Raw genomic sequence first — 19,763 nt, forward strand, 5'->3', positions numbered from 1 at the left:
CGTTGTTCTTATTGCAGCAATATAAGCCGGACGTGAGTCGCGGAAGGCGGCATAATAAGGCATAATAATCAGATATCGTTGTAAAAAATCTGCATTTTTCAATCTTATGATTGGAATCTGCAGATTTTTTGTTATAGAGAAAAAACAAAAATCATGGTAAAATAAAAATGCAGGACAAAAAAGGTTAGATCAGGAGAAAACGTATGAAAAAGAATCACTTTGAATTAAAAAATTATGTTATGGCAACCGGCGTTTTTATCTTGGCGGTTATAGCAGGGATTCTTATTTTTTTCGAGTGTGTGCAGAGGGCTGTACAGGTGAATTCTCAGAATACATTGAAGATAAATGTGCAGAGACAAAGTGAACATTTGCGGACGATACTGGATATTAATTATCAATATCTGAATGAGATTGCCTCTGCAATGGGAAAATCAGAAGAACTTTTTTCAGAAGAAAATAAAGAACAACTGATATCTATTTATGAAAAGACAGACCTGGAGAGGGCTGCTCTTATTGATAAGAATGGAGATGCATACTACGACAATGGAGTAACCAAGAATGTTTCTCATCGCAGATATTTTCAGGAGGCTATCAGTGGAGCGCAGACCATCAGCAATCCCCTGGAAAGCAGTGTGGACCATAAGGTGCGGGTGGTTTTAGGTGTGCCGGTATACAAAGACCATAAAGTGATCGGTGTGTTGGGCGGATCCTGTAATGTTACAGCGCTGAGCCATATGCTTTTTAATGATCTTTTTGATGGAGCGGGAAACAGTCTTCTGGCTACAAGTGATGGAGAGATCATTGCCTTTGACAGTGGTTCGGCGTCTGGTACGGAGATCATATATGGAATCAATCTTTTTAAATATTACGGAGAAAAAAATCTCAAAGGAAAGAATACTCTTCAGGATATTCAGGAAGATTTTAAAGTTGGCGAAAGTGGTCTGGTGAAGTTTAGTCTCAAAGAGAGAAAAGAAGAGGACCGGTATCTGGCATATATGCCTCTTGGATACAATGACTGGATGATCTGTTATGCAATTCCTGTAAAAAGTGCACAGCAGGCTTATGAATTCATTTCTGGTTATGAAATCCTATTTATGGGAAGCTTCTGTATTCTGGTGCTGCTCCTGCTCCTGTATATTGTTGTAAGAAATAATCAGGAGAAAGCGGAATTGGTACGTTCTGCCCAGAAGGATGCGCTTACAGGCGTTTATAACAGAGAGAATACGCAGAAGGTGATCGATGCTATTCTGAGAGAAAAAGCTCCGGAAGGCTTTCATGGCTTTTTGATCCTGGATATGGATCATTTTAAAGAAGTGAATGATGTTTACGGACATGTCATGGGAGATAATGTATTAAAGATGCTGGGAGGTTTTCTTAAAGAGCAGTTCTGGGAACAGGATGTGATCGGGCGTATCGGCGGGGATGAGTTTGTGATCCTGCTCTGTAATATCGGTTCCCGGAAAAATATGGAGAGCAGAATAAAAAAACTTCATGAAAAGCTCAGGGAGATCCGTATGGAAGGCATGGGAGAGCATACATTTACTTTTAGTGCAGGAATTGCTTTTGCACCACAGGATGGAGATACCTTTATGGAACTGTATCAAAAAGCAGATTTTGCCCTTTATCAGGTAAAACGCTCCGGAAGGGATGGCTACCGGATCTATAAATAACAATAAAAAAGACAGAAGATATCCTGAAGAGAAAAAGGAAATCTTCTGTCTTCTTTTTGTATAAATTGGAATGGGAAGCTTTGATGTCCTTAGGCTTCCGGAATTTTTTGAATGATCGTTCTGTTTATGACAACCAGGAAAGTTACGGACACGATCAGAGAAATGATCTCCGCAATGGGGAAAGACCACCATACTGCGTGAAGTCCGCCGATGGAAGCAAGGATATAAGCAGCAGGTACCAGGACAAACAGCTGACGCATGATAGATACGATCATACTGAATACAGCTTTTCCGAGTGCCTGGAATACAGTTCCCGCAATGATACAGAACCATGCGATCAGATAGTGGATTCCTATGATACGAAGTGCAGGGATTCCGATGGTAAGCATATCTTCGGAAGCACTGAACAGCCCCAGCAGTGTTTTCGGAATAAATTCAAAGGCAAGAAAACCAATGAATGTAAAACAGAATGCGATGAACATGCTGACTTTGACAGTTTTAAGCATACGCTTTCTGTGGCGTGCACCATAATTATAGGCAATGATCGGTGTAATGCCGTTGTTAAGTCCAAATACAGGCATGAAGAAAAAACTCTGTAATTTGAAGTAAACACCAAATACTGCAGTTGCAGTGACTGTGAACTGTACCAGGATCAGATTCATGCAGTAGGTCATGATAGAACTGATGGACTGCATGATGATCGATGGAATACCTACTGCATAAATATGGCCGATGATCTTAAGGTCAGGACGGAAGCCCCTGAAGCTGAGCCGGACTTCATGATTAAATTTATGGTTGCAGATTCCGGCAACGATGCAGGCTACACACTGTCCGATCACAGTAGCTACAGCAGCTCCGGTAACACCCATTTTCGGAGCACCGAACAGACCAAAGATCAGGATCGGGTCAAGGATGATGTTGGTGATGGCACCGCACAGCTGAGAAGTCATGCTGAATATGGTTTTTCCTGTGGATGTGAGCAGACGTTCAAAGAAAAACTGTCCAAGCAGACCAAAGGAGAATATCATAACTGTGCTCAGATATTCAATCCCAAATTTAAGGATCTCAGGGTCTGCGTTATGTACCTGGCTGGCATAAAATGGTTTTACTACTGTAAATCCAAGGATCAGGAAAACCAGATAGCTTAAGCCATACAGGAAAGCAGCATTGCTGGCTGTCTGATCAGCTTTTTTAAAATTCTTTTCTCCAAGGGATTTGGAAAGCAGTGCGTTCATACCCACACCGGTACCTGCACCTACTGCGATCAGAAGTGTCTGCAGTGGAAAAGCCATGGAAACTGCCGTCAGAGCATTTTCGGAAAGCATGGCAACGAAAACACTGTCTACAATATTGTACAATGCCTGCACCAGCATGGAGATCATCATTGGCAGAGACATGTTTAGTACAAGCCTTCCTACGGGCATGGTCCCCATTTTGTTTTCTGCTATGGGAGCAGATGTACTTTTTTGATTCATATTTCCTCCATTTTGTATTTTGTAGTTTTTGACCTAATTATACATATTAGCATGAAAATATGAGGGATTCAAGAAAAGAATATCCTTCTGACATTATTATAAATGGTTCATACTATAAGTATTTAAACGATTTTGATAGTTGACATGAATTTTCAGATATGCTATGCTTATGAAGATTTTGAAGGACAAGAAAGAGTCTTTTCAAAGCAATTATTTTGGACCACTCCATTTTGGGGTCAAGGCCATACGGACAGCCGGGTCCACTGCCGCTGATGGTAACTTTGGTTGCCTTATTGATTGAGTTAGAAGCTCAAATTTTATAAGTTGGTTCCTTTGATAACCGTCATGCGCCTGTTGCGCAGACTTGTGAAACGGTCAATAAGAGTAGTAAAAGTATGATTGCTATATAGACTCTGACATATATCATCCGGATTCTGATCTCATGTAAATATGGGGATTCTCATATTTATATGCGATGAAAATAAAATCAGGAAGAATGATCTAAGCAGGTTTACGGTTTTGTATCGGCCTGCTTTTTTTGTGCGGATAAAGGAACTGGAAATGGAGAAGCAATGAACAGAAGTCGTTTTAAACTGGACCAGAATCATGCTCCAATTCATGAAGCTCTTGAAAAATTCCTGCGTATGAGAGTAGTACCTTTCGATGTGCCGGGACATAAAAGAGGAAGAGGAAATCCGGAGCTTACTGAATTTCTGGGACAAAAATGTGTAGGTGTGGATGTAAACAGCATGAAGCCGCTTGATAATCTCTGTCATCCTGTATCCGTGATCCGGGAGGCGGAAGAGCTGGCAGCAGATGCCTTTGGAGCAGCTCATGCATTTCTTATGGTTGGAGGAACTACAAGCTCAGTACAGACTATGGTGCTAACTGCCTGTAAGAGGGGAGATGAGATCATTCTTCCCCGAAATGTCCACAGAAGTGTGCTGAATGCGCTGGTTCTGTGCGGAGCAATCCCGGTCTATGTGAATCCGGAGGTGGATCAGAGACTTGGAATTTCTCTTGGAATGCGACGTGAACAGGTGGCAAAGGCAATTAAGGAGCACCCAAATGCGGTGGCTGTGCTGGTGAACAATCCCACCTATTATGGAATCTGCAGTGATCTTCGCGCAATTGTACGCATGGCTCATGAAGCAGGAATGCTGTGTCTGGCAGATGAGGCACATGGAACCCATTTTTATTTTGGCGGAGGTCTGCCGGTTTCGGCAATGGCAGCTGGTGCAGATATGGCGTCTGTATCCATGCATAAAAGTGGCGGAAGCCTGACCCAGTCCAGCCTTCTTCTTACAGGACCAGGTGTTCATGCCGGTTATGTCCGTCAGATCATCAATCTGACTCAGACTACTTCAGGCAGCTATCTTCTGATGTCAAGTCTTGACATTTCGCGCCGGAATCTTGCACAGCGAGGACGCCAGATTTTTCATCAGGTAGCAGATATGGCAGAGTATGCAAGGGAAGAGATCAATGCTATTGGCGGCTATTATGCATTTGGAAAAGAGCTGGTGAATGGAGATTCGGTTTTTGATTTTGACATTACGAAATTAAGTGTACATACCCTGGATATCGGACTTGCAGGAATCGAGGTTTACGATATACTGAGAGATGAATATGATATTCAGATCGAATTTGGTGATATTGGAAATATTCTGGCTTATCTGTCGATCGGAGATCGTGCCCAGGAAATAGAGCGGCTGGTAAGTGCTCTTGCGGAGATCCGCAGGCGATTCCAGAAGGATAAATCAGGATTGCTGGATCAGGAATATATCGATCCTCAGGTAGTGACAAGTCCTCAGGAAGCTTTTTATGCAGAAAAATGCAGCCTTCCTCTCAGAGAAACCGAAGGCAAGGTATGCAGCGAGTTTGTAATGTGTTATCCTCCGGGAATCCCGATTTTGGCTCCGGGGGAACGAATCACTCCGGAAATCCTGGATTATATTGAATATGCCAAGGCAAAAGGATGCAATATGACAGGCCCTGAAGATCCGGATATATTGCGTTTAAACGTACTGGCAGGGAGGTAAAGAAAATGGAAATGTGGTTTTCGGAATTTCATACACCGGATGTGAAGCATAGTATCCGGGTAAACCGTCAGCTTTATTCAAAGCAGAGTGACTATCAGAGAATTGATATTTTTGAGACACCGGAATTTGGCAGGGTGCTCACACTGGACGGTAATGTAATGCTCACAGAGCGTGACGAATTTATTTATGACGAAATGATCACTCATGTACCTATGGCTATTCACAAAGAAGCTAAAGATATTCTTGTGATCGGAGCAGGAGATGGCGGAGTTGTACGTGAACTGACCAGGTATGACCGTGTCAGCCATATTGATCTGGTAGAGATGGATCCTATGGTAGTAGAAGCCTGTCGCGCATATCTTCCGGGAAATGCCTGCAGGCTGGATGACAGGAGAGTGCACCTTCATTATGAAAATGCGTTGAAATATATACGCCGCTGCGAAAATAAATATGATCTTATTATTGTAGATTCCTCGGATCCCTTTGGCCCATCGGAGGGATTATTTACCCGTGAATTTTACGGAAACTGCTATAATGCGCTGAAGGCGGATGGAATTATGGTTAATCAGCAGGGAAGTCCTTTTTATTCCGAGGATGCGCATGCCATGCAGCGCAGTCACAAAAGAATTGCCAGTACTTTCCAGATCAGCCGTGTTTACCAGGCTCATATTCCTACCTTTGCTGCCGGCTACTGGCTGTTTGGCTTTGCAAGTAAAAAATATCATCCTGTGGATGACCTGGATTCGAAGGCATGGAATTCACTGAATCTTCGCACCCGTTACTATACTACAAGGCTTCACAAAGGTGCATTTTATCTTCCGGCTTTTCTGGAGGAAATGCTTCAGGAGGTGGAGGACTGATTTATGATCTTACCAAATATTGAAAATTTTATCGGTTGTGACAGCAGCTTTGAGGAAGCAGAAATTGTTCTTTACGGAGCTCCCTTTGATTCGACCACAAGCTTTCGTCCGGGAGCCAGGTTCGGTCCTTCTGCCATTCGTCATGAAAGCTTTGGACTGGAAACCTACAGCCCTTATCAGGATCGTGACCTTATGGATATCCGGGTATTTGACAGTGGAGATCTGGAACTTTGCTTCGGTAGCAGTGAAAAGGCGCTTGCTGATATACAGGATCGTGCAGAGGAAATCCTGAAAGAGGGAAAAATGCCGTTGCTTCTGGGGGGAGAGCATCTGGTGACACTGGCTGCTGTGAGAGCTGTCGCCGGGAGATATCCGGGACTTCATATTATTCATTTTGATGCGCACGCAGATTTAAGAGACGATTATCTTGGTGCCCATTTAAGTCATGCGTGTGTTATCCGCAGATGCTATGATATTCTGGGAGATGGGCGGATACATCAGTTTTGTATCCGAAGCGGGGAAAGAGAAGAATTCCGGTTTGCAAAAGAGCATACAGATTTTCATCCCTTTACCTTTGAAGGCCTGGAAGAAACTGTACAGGAATTGGCCAGGAAGCAGGTTCCGGTATATTTTACCATTGATCTGGACTGTCTGGATCCATCTGTATTTCCGGGAACCGGTACACCGGAGGCAGGAGGCGTAAGCTTCCTTGAATTGCTCGCTGCTATCCGGAAGGTATCAGAATTAAATATTGTGGGAGCAGATGTTAATGAGCTGGCACCTATGCTGGATCCAAGCGGTGTTTCCACAGCTACAGCATGTAAGGTGGTCAGGGAACTGTTGCTGGCGGTGGCAAAATAAAAACAGTTACGAGAATTGAGTATAAAAAAGGAGACAAAAAACATGAGCAGAGTACTTGTAATCGGCTGCGGCGGAGTAGCCAGTGTAGCAATTCAGAAGTGTTGTCAGGCAGATACTGTATTTACAGAACTGTGTATAGCAAGCAGGACAAAAGAAAAATGTGATGCACTTGCCCGGAAACTGGAAGGAAAAACAAAAACAGTTATTACCACCGCAAAGGTGGATGCAGATGATGTAAACCAGCTGATCCAGCTGATCAATAGTTACAAACCGGATCTAGTAATGAACATTGCGCTTCCGTACCAGGATCTGACCATCATGGATGCATGTCTGGCATGTGGTGTAAACTATATGGATACGGCAAACTATGAGCCGGAGGATACGGATGATCCCAAATGGCGTGCTATTTACGAAAAACGCTGCAAGGAAGCGGGATTTTCCGCATATTTTGATTATTCCTGGCAGTGGGCATACCGGAAGAAATTTGAAGAGGCAGGACTTACAGCACTTCTTGGCTGCGGCTTTGACCCGGGTGTTACCCAGGCATATTGTGCATATGCATTAAAGCATGAGTTTGACCAGATCGATACCATTGATATTCTGGACTGCAATGGAGGAGACCACGGATATGCATTTGCAACCAACTTTAATCCGGAAATCAATCTTCGTGAGGTAAGTGCGCCCGGAAGCTACTGGGAGAATGGACACTGGGTGGAAATTCCTCCGATGGCGATCAAGCGGGAATATGATTTTGATCAGGTCGGCGATAAAGATATGTATCTTCTGCATCATGAGGAGATCGAGTCCCTTGCCCAGACAATTCCGGGAGTAAAGAGAATCCGTTTCTTTATGACCTTCGGACAGAGCTATCTGGATCACATGCGCTGTCTGGAGGATGTGGGAATGCTTTCTACTACTCCGATCAACTATAATGGACAGGAAATCGTTCCTATCCAGTTTTTGAAGGCTCTTCTCCCGGATCCGGCCAGCCTGGGTCCACGTACTAAGGGAAAAACTAATATTGGCTGCATTTTCACCGGGGTGAAGGATGGAAAAGAGAAAACCTATTATATTTATAATGTTTGTGACCACCAGGAATGTTATAAAGAGGTTGGAAGTCAGGCAATCAGCTATACGACAGGCGTTCCGGCTATGTGCGGAGCATTAATGATGCTTACCGGAAAATGGATCCGCCCGGGAGTGTATACAGTAGAAGAATTTGACCCGGATCCGTTCCTGGAAGCACTTGACAAATATGGACTTCCACGCAGCGAAAATCATGATCCGGAGCTGGTGGATTAATGGAAAGAACAGATACAAGACCACCCTTTGCAGCGTCCGGCGGAATTATTCCGCCGGAGCTGCGGAAGATCAAAACACCTTGTTATGTTCTCGACGAAGCGGCACTTATAAAAAATGCAGAATTAATGGGGAATATTGCCAAGAGAACAGGCTGCAAAATGCTCCTGGCACAGAAGGCTTTCAGTAATTATGACTGCTATCATCTTTTGGAACCATATTTGACAGGAACAGAAGCAAGCGGACTGTACGAAGCCAGGCTTGGTGCCCAGGAGATGCCCGGAAAAGAGGTACATGTATTTTGCGCCGGATATCGTGAGGATGAATTTGAGGAGCTGCTTAGCTTTGCAGATCATATAGTGTTTAACTCTCCTTCTCAGCTTCTTCGCTTTGGAAAAAGAGTGAAGGAGGCCGGGAAAAGTGCAGGGCTTCGGATCAATCCGGAATGCTCTACCCAGGAGGGACATGCTATTTATGATCCCTGTGCCCCAGGCAGCCGCATGGGTACCACAAGAGCACAGTGGGAGACTGCTGTGAGAAAGCATCCGGAGCTGATCGGATTATTGGATGGTATTCATTTTCACACCCTTTGTGAGCAGGACTCTTCTGATCTGGAAACTACTCTTACAGCAGTAAAGACGAAATTCGGAGATCTGATTTCTCAGATGAAATGGCTGAATCTGGGAGGAGGACATCATATTACAAGACCAGGCTATGATATTGCACGGCTTGAGAAGTGCATCAGAGCAGCAAAGGAAGAATGGAAGGTAGATGTTTATCTGGAGCCCGGAGAGGCATGGGCCTTAAATGCAGGATTCTTTTTGACAACTGTTCTGGATGTGCTGCAAAATGGTGATACCCGGCTTGCAATTTTGGATGGAAGTGCTGCCTGTCATATGCCGGATGTTCTGGAAATGCCTTATCGTCCTCCTCTTCTTGGAGCAGATGAACCGGGAGAAAATGCAGTCACAATCCGGCTCGGAGGACCAACCTGCCTGTCAGGAGATATCATAGGAGATTACAGCTTTTCAGAGCCGTTGAAGTACGGAGACATTCTCATGTTTGGTGATATGGCCATTTATACAACCTGCAAGAACAATACCTTTAATGGAATGCCTTTGCCTGATATATGGCTGAGACATGGTGATAAAACCATGGAACGTCTTACTGATTTTGGGTATGAAGATTTTAAAGGCAGACTTGGACGCTGCAGGAAATAAGAGCAGTTTTTTTGAAAAAATAATATTGACAGGTTTAATGAAAAATGGTGCTGAACATAATATCCAACACCATTTTTTATATAGTCTGGTCCAATGATCATAATCTGACATGGTGTAGCTATTGGTGTCATAAATACAGGAAATACTGGGATTATTTCATGTTTCAAAAAGGTGTGGATCTGCATTTGGTTAAGATGATTTGACAGGTTCTTATAAAATAAATTTGATAAAATATGTAAAGTTTTAGTTGGATTTTAAGCATTTTGTGGTACACTAATATAGTATATCAAAAATGGGAGGGAGATTCAAAAATGAGCAAAAACGAAGGAAAAGGGTTAAAGTCTTTTAACAAGGGATTCCAAGTGCCTGATACCTACATTATCATCTTTTTTGTAGTTGTTTTCGCAGCACTTATGACATTTCTTGTACCAAAGGGATTTTACGAAACACAGGATATTTCATATATGATCAATGGTGTTGAGAAAACCCGTACAGTAATCAAAGACGGAAGTTTCCAGTATCTGACAGATGATACAGGAAATGTAGTAACAGAAGGAGTAGCACTCTTTAGTGGAGATGGTGGAACAGGATTTTTCAACTATATGTATAATGGAATCGTAAATAGTTCTGCAATCGAGATTATCGCATTTCTTATGGTAGTAGGTGGTGCATTCGGTATCATGATCCGTACAGGTGCGATTGAATCCGGATTGATCGGATTGATCCGTAAGGCAGAGGGAGCAGAAAAACTACTGATTCCGATACTTTTCGTACTGTTTTCTCTTGGTGGAGCAGTTTTCGGGATGGGAGAAGAAGCGCTTCCGTTTACTATGATTCTTTGTCCGTTGTTTGTAGCAGTTGGATATGATTCAGTTATCGCAGTTCTTGTTACTTATGTTGCAACACAGATTGGTTTTGGTTCATCTTGGATGAATCCATTCTCTGTAGGTATTGCACAGGGTATTGCAGGTATTGACGTATTCTCCGGAGCAGGATTCCGTATGGTAATGTGGGTAGTATTTACAGCACTCGGCTGTGGAATGACTATGTTCTATGCATCAAAGATCAAAAAGACTCCGACAATCTCAATCGCATATAAGACTGATTCATATTTCCGTGAGCAGAATGAAAAAACAGGAATTGACGAAGGACATTCATTTGGTCTTGGACACATTTTAGTTCTTCTGACACTGGCTGCTACAGTAGTATGGGTAGTTTGGGGAGTTATGACTCAGGGATACTACATGCCGGAGATTGCTACACAGTTCTTCATTATGGGAATTGTTTCCGGTGTGATCGGAGTTATCTTTAAACTGAACGACATGAAACTGAATGATATCGCAATATCATTCAAAGATGGAGCAAAAGATCTGATTGGTGCTGCACTTGTTGTTGCTATGGCACAGGGTATCATGCAGGTTCTTGGTGGATCTGATCCGACCACACCTACAGTTATCAATACAATTATGTATAATATTTCAAATGCATTGTCTGGAGTTTCCGGAGCGGTTGCAGCAGTACTTATGTATCTGTTCCAGTCCGTATTCAACTTCTTTGTTGTATCCGGAACAGGACAGGCTGCGATCACAATGCCGATCATGGCTCCACTGTCAGACCTGTTAGGGGTTTCACGACAGACAGCTGTAGTTGCATTCCAGCTTGGTGATGCATTTACAAATCTGATTGTTCCTACATCCGGATGTCTGATCGGATCTCTTGCAATTACAAAGATTGAGTGGTCTAACTGGATTAAATTCATGTGGAAATTCCTTGGCGTCTTAATGATTGGTGCAATCATTACAGTTCTTATTGCAGTTGGAATTGGATTCTAAAACATGCATTGGATAATTGGGAGTGATTTATGATGAAATTAATTCAGAATATTGATGTTTATGCTCCACAGCATCTGGGGAAAAAAGATGTACTTATAATCAATGATAAGATTATTAAGATTAAAGATCCAGGTTCTATATCCGCAGACGGATTTCTTTCTGAGGCAGAAATGATCAATGGAGAGGGGTTACTTTTAACTCCGGGATTCATTGATAGTCATGTTCATGTACTAGGAGGCGGTGGCGAAGGTGGATTCGCCAATCGTACTCCGGAAGCAACTATGGAAGGACTTACGAAGTTTGGAGTAACAACAGTTGTTGGCTGTCTTGGAACAGATGGGATCGGTCGTGATATATGTGCATTGGTTGCAAAGACAAAAGGATTGAATGAGCAGGGAATGTCTGCATACTGTTATACAGGCAGTTATCAGATTCCGGTTCGTACGTTGACTGACAGTATTGTGAAAGATATTATGATGATTCAGGAAATCATTGGAACTGGAGAAATCGCGATCTCTGATCATCGGTCTTCACAGCCGACTTTTGAGGAATTTGTACGTGTCGTTGCGGATACAAGACTTGGTGGTGTTCTTTCCGGGAAAGCTGGTATTGTAAATGTTCATCTTGGTGACAGTCCGAGATGCTTAGATCTTATTGAACGGGTGGTAGATGAGACAGAGATACCGACTTCTCAAATACTGCCAACACATATCAATCGAAATGAGCTGCTTTTCTGCAAGTCAATGGAATATGCGCTGAAAGGCGGAGCAGTAGATTTTACCGGAAATGAAGATATTGACTATTGGGAAACTATCTGTGATGAGGTACGAGTATGTAATGGTATCAAACGGATGTTAGATGCAGGAGTAAATCCTGACCGCATGACAATTTCTTCTGATGGACAGGGAAGCCTTCCGATGTACAGTAGTGATGGCGAATTCCTTGGAATGGGCGTTGGACAGTCCAGCTGCCTTCTGAAGGAAGTTAAAGAGTGTGTGTTTAAAGCGGATATCCCGTTGGAAATTGCACTTTCAACAATAACATCCAATCCGGCAGAAATCCTTCGCCTTAATGGAAAAGGAAAGATTGGAGAGGGCTATGATGCGGATCTTTGTATCCTGGATCAGGACCTGCAGCTTGTTGAGGTAATAGCAAGAGGTAAAACAGTGTATACAAAATAGAATTAGAAATATCCGGTATAAGAACAGATGTGTTCCGTACCGGATATTTTACTAGCATATATTCTAATAGATGGGGGCAAAATAATGCTGACTTATACATATGTTTCAAAGGGAAAATTTGAACTAATGGAAAAACCGAAACCAGTGCTCATGCATGAACGAGATGCCATTGTAAAGGTGACACTGGCCAGCATCTGTTCCAGTGACCTGCATATTAAACACGGAAGTGTTCCGCGTGCAGTCCCGGGAATTACAGTTGGCCATGAGATGGTAGGTATTGTTGAGGCAGTCGGTTCTAAGGTGACGCATGTAAAACCGGGAGACCGGGTGACTGTAAATGTAGAAACCTTTTGCGGAGAGTGTTTTTTCTGTAAGAAAGGATATGTAAACAATTGTACCGACAAGAATGGTGGCTGGGCACTTGGCTGTCGTATCGATGGGGGACAGGCAGAATATGTCCGGGTTCCTTTTGCAGATCAGGGATTGAATAAAATCCCGGAAGGTGTTACGGACAGACAGGCTTTACTGGTAGGAGATGTTCTTGCTACTGGTTATTGGGCAGCACGTATTTCTGAAATCACAGAGGAAGATACCGTACTGATCATTGGAGCCGGTCCAACAGGAATATGTACTTTACTTAGTGTTATGCTGAAAAACCCAGCGAAGATCATTATATGTGAAAAGGACGAGACACGTATTCGCTTTATTAATGAGCATTATCCGGAGATTCTTACTGTTTTACCGGAAGACTGTAAAGAGTTTGTTGAGACTAATAGTGAGCATGGTGGAGCTGATGCAGTCCTTGAAGTTGCCGGAGCAGAATCGACATTTAAACTGGCGTGGGAATGTGCCCGACCAAATGCAATCGTGACAGTGGTTGCGCTTTACGATAAAGCGCAGATGTTACCACTCCCAGATATGTATGGTAAAAATCTTACTTTTAAAACAGGTGGAGTGGATGGCTGCGATTGCGAAGAAACTCTGAAGCTGATATCAGAAGGTAAGATCAACACGGAACCGCTGATTACGCATACCTATCCGTTAAACAGGATTGAAGAGGCATATGAATTGTTCGAAAATAAGAGAGATGGTGTGATTAAAGTAGCAGTGGAATGCTGAGAAACAGGTACGGGAGGCTGAACAATAGTAAGTTTATTACAAGTAATTTTACCCGTGATCATAATGCTTATTATTGGGATAATCTGCAGAGAGAAAAAACTGATCCACCCAGAGGGAATTGAAGGACTTCAGGCATTGGTTATGAATTTTACACTTCCAATCTCATTGTTTTATATTTTTTATCGGGCAAGTATTAAAGCAAATACTGTGATATTTCCGGTTATCTTCTTCGTAGTGACTGCAGGTGGGATTTTTGCAGGAAGGCTGCTTTGTAAACTTGTAAAAGAAAAGGATGTCTATTTTCCCTTTACACTGACAGGATATGAGGCTGGAATGCTGGGATATGCTCTGTTTGGTATTCTGCTTGGAAATGATAAGATCACGCAGTTTGCAATAACTTGCTTAATCTTGCCCCATTTTGCCAAGATGGCAGCTAAAACACACATTTCACAAATCCCCGAAATCCATTGCAAAACAGGGCATTTCCGGGCAAATCAAGGAGAAATAAAACAATGATAAAAATATTTTTCATCTGCCACGGCACTCTTTGAAAGATTCTTCAAAAAGCCGGTAAAATCAAGGTCTGGAAGGCATAGGCGGTTAGAAAATAACCCGAAAATAACCCATGGGATTTTGTGCAGATATTACATGTAAATATAGATGATGTTTGGGATGCAACATGATAGAAGAGCTGTAAGATTTTGAAAAGAAAATCTTATGGCTTTTTTTGCAAACAAATAGAAGAGGAAAATAGTGGTGAAAAAGTTATTGACATACACCACAAATATAGTTATAATTCCAAATGTTTGAATTATAACTATTTATATAATAAAAGAAGGAGCTAAATAATAAATGGATGATTCATTTCACTACCTGTCTATGATAAACCATATGACTATCCAGAAAAAACTAATGGAACAGCTGGCAGACACAGGCCTTACCTTGGGACAGCCCAAAGTATTGGATTACCTGAAAGATCACGATGGTGCCAGCCAGAAAGAGATTGCGGCAGGATGCCTCATCGAGGCAGGATCTTTAACGTCCATTTTGAACCGTATGGAAGAAAAAGGTCTGATCGAAAGAAAAATGCTCAATGGAAACCGTCGTACTTTTCATATTTTTATGACAGAATCCGGAAAGAAAAATCAGAAGCTTGTGGAGGAGGCTTTTAAGAAAATAGAAAAAACTGCATTAAATGGTATTTCCGAAGAAGAGCAGAAGCTGTTTATGGATATTTTTTGCCGAATCTACCAAAATCTTGCAGATATGAAATGATCCGACGATAAAAAAATATGAAATGAGGAGGAAATAAAAAATGGAGAAACTAAAACGATATTTAATATTTCTGGTGGGATTATTTGTAAACTCCCTGGGAGTCAGTCTGATCACAAAGGCAAACCTAGGAACATCCCCGATTTCATCAATTCCTTACGTATTAAGTCTTAATTTTCCATTTACACTTGGAAACTTTACCATCTTTTTCAGTATCTTTCTGATCGCACTGCAGTTGATCATCCTGAGAAAGAACTTTAAATTGGAGCACATCCTTCAGATTCCGGTATCCATCATATTTGGATATTTTATTGATCTTACCATGATTCTTTTTTCCTGGGTCAATCCGGAAGCGTACATCATGAAGATTGTATATCTTCTCATCGGATGTCTGATTCTTGGCGTAGGTGTATATATGGAGGTCTTGGCAGACGTTGTCATGCTTCCGGGAGAATCTTTTGTCCGTGCTATTGTTCTTACATGGAAAACAAATTTCGGAACAACCAAGATCTGTTTTGATGTATCCATGTCAGTGATCGCTGCTGTACTTTCTTTCGTATTTGCAGGAAGACTGGATGGTGTAAGAGAAGGTACCGTTATTGCTGCCCTTCTGGTAGGCTTTATCGCCAGACTCATCGGTAAGAAACTTGCATTCCTGAAAGATATGATTTTCCCGGAAAGCGTATCTGCAGAAAACGAGAACGAAGCAAAAGAACAGACAGCAGGAACCTATGGAAAAAATGTTATCGCCATTGGAAGACAGTTTGGAAGTGGCGGCCACGATATTGGCAAGATTCTTGCAGAAAAGTTGGGATATGATTTTTATGATGCGGAGATTATCCAGATGACAGCAGGAACCACCGGATACACACCGGAATTCATCAAGAAAAACGAAGAGATCATGACAAACAGTCTCATCTATGATCTGGTTAATCAGATGTATCTGAATGCGGATATGCAGGATGAAGCGCCGAAGGATAAAATTTTCGAGGCAGAATGTCAGGTTGTACGTAATCTTGCGAAAAAAGGCAACTGCGTGATAGTAGGCCGTTGTGCAGATTACGTTCTCAGAAATTCCGGAAACTGTCTGAAAGTATTTTTTTCAGCGCCTCTTATGAGCAGAATTAGAAGAGTGGCACAGAGACAGAATATCTCCGAGGGAGAAGCCAAAGCTACGGTTCAGAAAAATGAAAAACTCCGTGCAGATAACTACCGTTATTACACCCGCCGTATGTGGGGTGCAGCCGGAAACTTTGATCTCAGCCTGAATACAGATTTGGGAGAAGAATATATTGAGAACTGCATCCGCTGTGCTATGAAACTGTAAAAATATATAAAGCTTTATAATATTTGTTGTAAATGATATAGCCCCTTAAGGAACAGTCAATCTAAAAATCATATTTGAGGGACATATCATTTGCAGTAATATTATAAGGCTTTTTCTTTTCTACTGTATACAGATAAGACACATACAGGACTTATAAAGTATTTCGGTATTCCGCTGGTGTCATATGGAACTTTTTCTCAAAAATTTTATAAAAATGCGTAATGTTGGAATAACCGATCTCTTCCATGACAGCAGTAACAGAACGATCAGGCTGCTTTAACATTTTCGCCGCTCTGGACAGACGGATATTCTGGATAAGAGAAGAAAAGGTCTGTCCCGTATAATTTTTTAGGATAAAAAGCAGGAATCCTCGGCAATTCAATTACCGAGATGAAAGCGTAAACTGTGCATGTCTACACTCATAATAAATGAAAAGATTGCAGAAAAGTACAACACAACACCAGAAGAGGTACGCAGAGAAATGCAGATAGCCATAGATGCAGGATTTGATAATCCTGATCCGGCTGTGCAGGAAGTATTTATGGGAAACCTGAATCCGGTCATAAGGAAGGTGAACCGGATATAGTAGGAACATTTTCCGTAAATCGGGATGAAAATTTAACCGTGATGGCTAACCGGGGAGATATTGAGGATAGATGTTCGCTGATAATAGGTATTTATGATATCCTGTAAAGTAATCATATTCATTTTTTCTTCAGCAGTTTTTTGGATTTCATTATAGAATTCCTGTAAAGACAACTGAATATTAATGCCAACGCCGCAATCAGGGTTGGTATGAGTATCTAAATGAAGCAGCGGCTTCTCACCTTCAACTGCTTTATAAATATCCAGCAATGTAATCTGATCTGCTGGTTTTGAAAGAGAAGGACGGGCATGTCCGGCTACACTGGTCATAAGTCCGGCTTTTTTTAGTTTTAACATAAGCTGGCGTACAAAGCCGGGATTTGTATGGACACTTTCTGCAATTGAGGCACTGGAGAGAGATTTTTCCTGGTTGATAGCAATCAGAACCATCACATGAACAGTATCGCTTAATTTTGTTGAATATTTCATGATAAGAAACTCCTTATAGTATGATATAATGATTTTTTCACATTTTTGAGACAAAAATATTTCTGGTTTGTCTAAAACATTTCAAGTTCTCAACAGTTCTTTTTTATGTGTTGAGAAACTGTGCATATTTATTATTTTGATGATTGTAAATAATATAATTACAACTATAATGAAATTTAAAGGAAAAGTCAACACAGTAATGAAACTTACGGAGGAGTGTATAATATGCTGATCGTAGACAAATCTATGAAACTATGACTGAGGTAATGAGTTTTGTCCAGGAATGGATAAAAGAGAATCCGGACAAAGTTAGATTTATGAGAACACTAAAATCCTTGTATAAACATTGATTATTACATGATACTATAAATGTTCACAAAGGAGAGCTTATGGAATACAAAAATCAAACAGAAAATCGTGCATTTCAGGAAATGTTGCAGGCAGCAGTAAAACGACTGCAAAATCGTTCCGGAGAGGATCTTGCTGCAAAAAGTGGGGCTGTTTTTCATAGCAGTCGAAATGTGCTTGAAGTACTGAGTTTTTATGAAACGATTGAAATTCAACTCCCTGAGTTTCGTATTAACTCAAACATGGACGAATGGCATTATCTGACATTGCTGCATTATCTGGATATGGCGGATGGAACAGAAGGTTCACAGAAGCTCATTACTTTTGGTAACCTGAAAGATGGATTGATTCGAGGAACCAAGTTTGACCGGACTGCAGAGCAGAAACTGGAAAAACTTTTGCAGGACAAAGAGCCTGAGAAAATTCAGAAAGCATGTACAAGTCTGGGTGCAGAATTCACAGAGACAAAGGCGGATCTGTGTGCTGTTTTTCCAGTTCTGCCAAGATATCCGGTAACTTTAAAGATATGGTTTGCGGATGAAGAATTTCCTGCATCGGGAAAACTATTTCTTCAGGATCATGCCGATCATTATCTGAGTGTAGAAGATGCGGTAACAGTTGGAGAAATTTTGCTGCAAAAATTATCGGAAGCATTTTCTTCCCTCTGATCATGGATCAGAAAACTTTCCAGTCCGGCTTTGATAAATTTGTCAATTGTTGTCTGAATCTGTTTCCAGTCATTACAGTGATTGCGTAGCATCAGTCTGTTGATGGAAAGGCAGCCATTCATTTGAAAATAAAAAACCGATTCTGCCTGCTCAAAGGTCAGGAGGCTGTGTGACATAAGCCAGGTCACATAGCCTTCTTTTGTATTTTCTGCTAATTTTTCCAGAAGAATGGGGGCAATTGCATCATCCAGAAACAGTGCCCTGTATTGTGATTCCATCTGTATTTTCTGACAGAACGGATAGGAACAGCTTTTTTGATTTAGACAGAATAAATGATCTACAGTTGTTAACATATCCTGAGTCATATCATTAAAAATATCTGATAATACATCATGGATATCGTAGTAATGAAGATAAAAAGTGCCACGGTTGATTTCAGCATTTTTGCAAATCTCTGTAACTGTAATTTTCGTAAAACTCTTCTGCTTTAACAATTCTAAGAACGTATCTTTTATGGTTTGCCTGGTATAGCGGGTACGGCGATCTTGTTTTCTCGTTTTTTCTGACATTATATACTCCTGTATTATTTGGTATCATATGATTCCTCAACAATTTTTCTGATGTGTTGAGTAGCCATACAAATCTCACAGATTGATTATTGTAATTTATATAGTAACAACTATAATGAGATTTAAAGAAAAAGTCAACAGATTGTTCAGAATTTTAGGAGGAAAAACATGGGACATGTAATTGCTGTATCAGGAAAAGGCGGTGTAGGGAAAACAACCCTTTGTGGATTGTTGATTCAATATTTATGTGAAAATGGAAAACATCCGGTTTTAGCTGTAGATGCAGATGCAAATGCGAATTTGAATGAAGTGCTCGGCGTTGAACCGGAGATTACACTCGGAGAACTGAGAGAAGAGATTGAACGTGCAGGAGTTGATCCACGATATCAGATTCCGACAGGAATAACAAAACAGGCTTATCTGGAAATGCGTCTCTCCGATGCAATTGCAGAAGAAGATGATTATGATTTGATGGTAATGGGGCGAACCCAGGGACAGGGCTGCTATTGTTTTGTAAATGGTCTTGTGCAGACCCAGGTTCAGAAACTGCAAAGCCATTATCCATATATTGTGGTTGATAACGAAGCAGGTATGGAACATATCAGCAGAGGAATCCTGCCAATGATGGAAGTTGCGATTCTTGTAAGTGACTGTTCCAGAAGAGGTGTTCAGGCGGCCGGACGTATTGCAAAGCTGATGAAGGAGTTAAACTTTAAACCACAGAAAACCGGATTGATTGTGAATCGTGTTCCAGATGGAAAACTGGATGCCGGAACTCTGGAAGAAATCCGAAATCAGGGACTGGAACTGTTAGGGGTTGTACCACATGATGACCAGGTATATCAGTATGACTGTGCTGGAAAGCCGATCATACGGCTTCCGAAAGATTCTCCTGTAAGAAGTGCACTGGGAGAAATTGTAAAGAAGTTAGGATTGTGAGCTGGAGGAT

General features: G+C 41.6%; 18 protein-coding genes. 14 read left to right on the forward strand and 4 right to left on the reverse strand.

The window, feature by feature from the left end:
• Positions 1–203 precede the first annotated feature (203 nt).
• A complete protein-coding gene (locus EAI83_RS00455) occupies positions 204–1,670 on the forward strand; it encodes a sensor domain-containing diguanylate cyclase (RefSeq protein ID WP_129974440.1) in 1,467 nt (488 codons plus the stop codon).
• A gap of 89 nt (positions 1,671–1,759) precedes the next feature.
• On the opposite strand, the gene EAI83_RS00460 is transcribed toward EAI83_RS00455, so the two are convergent.
• Positions 1,760–3,145, reverse strand: a complete 1,386-nt coding sequence (locus tag EAI83_RS00460; protein ID WP_129974441.1) for an MATE family efflux transporter — start codon at positions 3,143–3,145, stop codon at positions 1,760–1,762.
• 572 nt (positions 3,146–3,717) lie between these two features.
• Between EAI83_RS00460 and EAI83_RS00465 the strand changes: the two genes are divergently transcribed.
• The 11 genes from EAI83_RS00465 (at position 3,718) to EAI83_RS00515 (ending at position 16,155) form a co-directional block, all read left to right on the forward strand.
• Positions 3,718–5,184, forward strand: a complete 1,467-nt coding sequence (locus EAI83_RS00465) for an aminotransferase class I/II-fold pyridoxal phosphate-dependent enzyme (protein ID WP_015524484.1) — start codon at positions 3,718–3,720, stop codon at positions 5,182–5,184.
• A 5-nt stretch (positions 5,185–5,189) separates the two neighbouring features.
• A complete protein-coding gene (gene speE, locus EAI83_RS00470; RefSeq protein WP_015524485.1) occupies positions 5,190–6,044 on the forward strand; it encodes a polyamine aminopropyltransferase in 855 nt (284 codons plus the stop codon).
• Positions 6,045–6,047: 3 nt separating this feature from the next.
• Positions 6,048–6,905 carry an agmatinase gene (speB, locus tag EAI83_RS00475; protein ID WP_015524486.1) on the forward strand — a complete coding sequence of 286 codons (858 nt, stop codon included), beginning with the start codon at positions 6,048–6,050 and terminating at the stop codon, positions 6,903–6,905.
• A 42-nt stretch (positions 6,906–6,947) separates the two neighbouring features.
• Positions 6,948–8,207: a saccharopine dehydrogenase family protein gene (locus tag EAI83_RS00480; RefSeq protein ID WP_022426348.1), complete on the forward strand. Its 1,260-nt coding sequence runs from the start codon at positions 6,948–6,950 to the stop codon at positions 8,205–8,207.
• Entirely contained in the window at positions 8,207–9,424 is a 1,218-nt protein-coding gene (locus tag EAI83_RS00485) for a carboxynorspermidine decarboxylase (protein ID WP_092070382.1), read from the forward strand. Before EAI83_RS00480 ends, EAI83_RS00485 begins: the two co-directional genes overlap by 1 nt.
• Positions 9,425–9,735: 311 nt before the next feature.
• A complete protein-coding gene (gene yfcC, locus EAI83_RS00490) occupies positions 9,736–11,256 on the forward strand; it encodes a putative basic amino acid antiporter YfcC (RefSeq protein WP_129974442.1) in 1,521 nt (506 codons plus the stop codon).
• Positions 11,257–11,288: 32 nt separating this feature from the next.
• Positions 11,289–12,437 carry a beta-aspartyl-peptidase gene (iadA, locus tag EAI83_RS00495; protein WP_129974471.1) on the forward strand — a complete coding sequence of 383 codons (1,149 nt, stop codon included), beginning with the start codon at positions 11,289–11,291 and terminating at the stop codon, positions 12,435–12,437.
• An 84-nt stretch (positions 12,438–12,521) separates the two neighbouring features.
• Positions 12,522–13,556, forward strand: a complete 1,035-nt coding sequence (locus EAI83_RS00500; protein ID WP_129974443.1) for an alcohol dehydrogenase — start codon at positions 12,522–12,524, stop codon at positions 13,554–13,556.
• A 141-nt stretch (positions 13,557–13,697) separates the two neighbouring features.
• A complete protein-coding gene (locus EAI83_RS00505; RefSeq protein ID WP_129974444.1) occupies positions 13,698–14,072 on the forward strand; it encodes a hypothetical protein in 375 nt (124 codons plus the stop codon).
• Positions 14,073–14,408: 336 nt separating this feature from the next.
• Positions 14,409–14,831: a MarR family winged helix-turn-helix transcriptional regulator gene (locus tag EAI83_RS00510; RefSeq protein WP_129974445.1), complete on the forward strand. Its 423-nt coding sequence runs from the start codon at positions 14,409–14,411 to the stop codon at positions 14,829–14,831.
• Between the two features lie 40 nt (positions 14,832–14,871).
• Positions 14,872–16,155, forward strand: coding sequence for a cytidylate kinase family protein (locus EAI83_RS00515; RefSeq protein WP_129974446.1), 1,284 nt, complete (start codon positions 14,872–14,874; stop codon positions 16,153–16,155).
• 151 nt (positions 16,156–16,306) lie between these two features.
• Here the strand turns inward: EAI83_RS00515 and EAI83_RS17955 are convergent, their stop codons facing one another.
• Positions 16,307–16,537: a helix-turn-helix transcriptional regulator gene (locus tag EAI83_RS17955; protein ID WP_118608482.1), complete on the reverse strand. Its 231-nt coding sequence runs from the start codon at positions 16,535–16,537 to the stop codon at positions 16,307–16,309.
• Between the two features lie 236 nt (positions 16,538–16,773).
• Positions 16,774–17,229 carry an Rrf2 family transcriptional regulator gene (locus EAI83_RS00530; protein WP_059085497.1) on the reverse strand — a complete coding sequence of 152 codons (456 nt, stop codon included), beginning with the start codon at positions 17,227–17,229 and terminating at the stop codon, positions 16,774–16,776.
• A 389-nt stretch (positions 17,230–17,618) separates the two neighbouring features.
• Between EAI83_RS00530 and EAI83_RS00540 the strand changes: the two genes are divergently transcribed.
• Entirely contained in the window at positions 17,619–18,245 is a 627-nt protein-coding gene (locus EAI83_RS00540; protein ID WP_129974448.1) for a DUF3786 domain-containing protein, read from the forward strand.
• On the opposite strand, the gene EAI83_RS00545 is transcribed toward EAI83_RS00540, so the two are convergent.
• A complete protein-coding gene (locus EAI83_RS00545; RefSeq protein ID WP_059085498.1) occupies positions 18,167–18,814 on the reverse strand; it encodes a TetR/AcrR family transcriptional regulator in 648 nt (215 codons plus the stop codon). The two genes, EAI83_RS00540 and EAI83_RS00545, sit on opposite strands and share 79 nt — an antisense overlap.
• Before the next feature lie 168 nt (positions 18,815–18,982).
• On the opposite strand from EAI83_RS00545, the gene EAI83_RS00550 reads away from it, so the two are divergent.
• On the forward strand, positions 18,983–19,753 hold the full coding sequence (locus tag EAI83_RS00550) for an ATP-binding protein (protein ID WP_092070354.1): 771 nt from the start codon (positions 18,983–18,985) through the stop codon (positions 19,751–19,753).
• Positions 19,754–19,763: the final 10 nt, after the last annotated feature.

The organism is Blautia sp. aa_0143, from assembly GCF_004167315.1.
GTDB classification, from domain to species: domain Bacteria; phylum Bacillota; class Clostridia; order Lachnospirales; family Lachnospiraceae; genus Blautia_A; species Blautia_A fusiformis.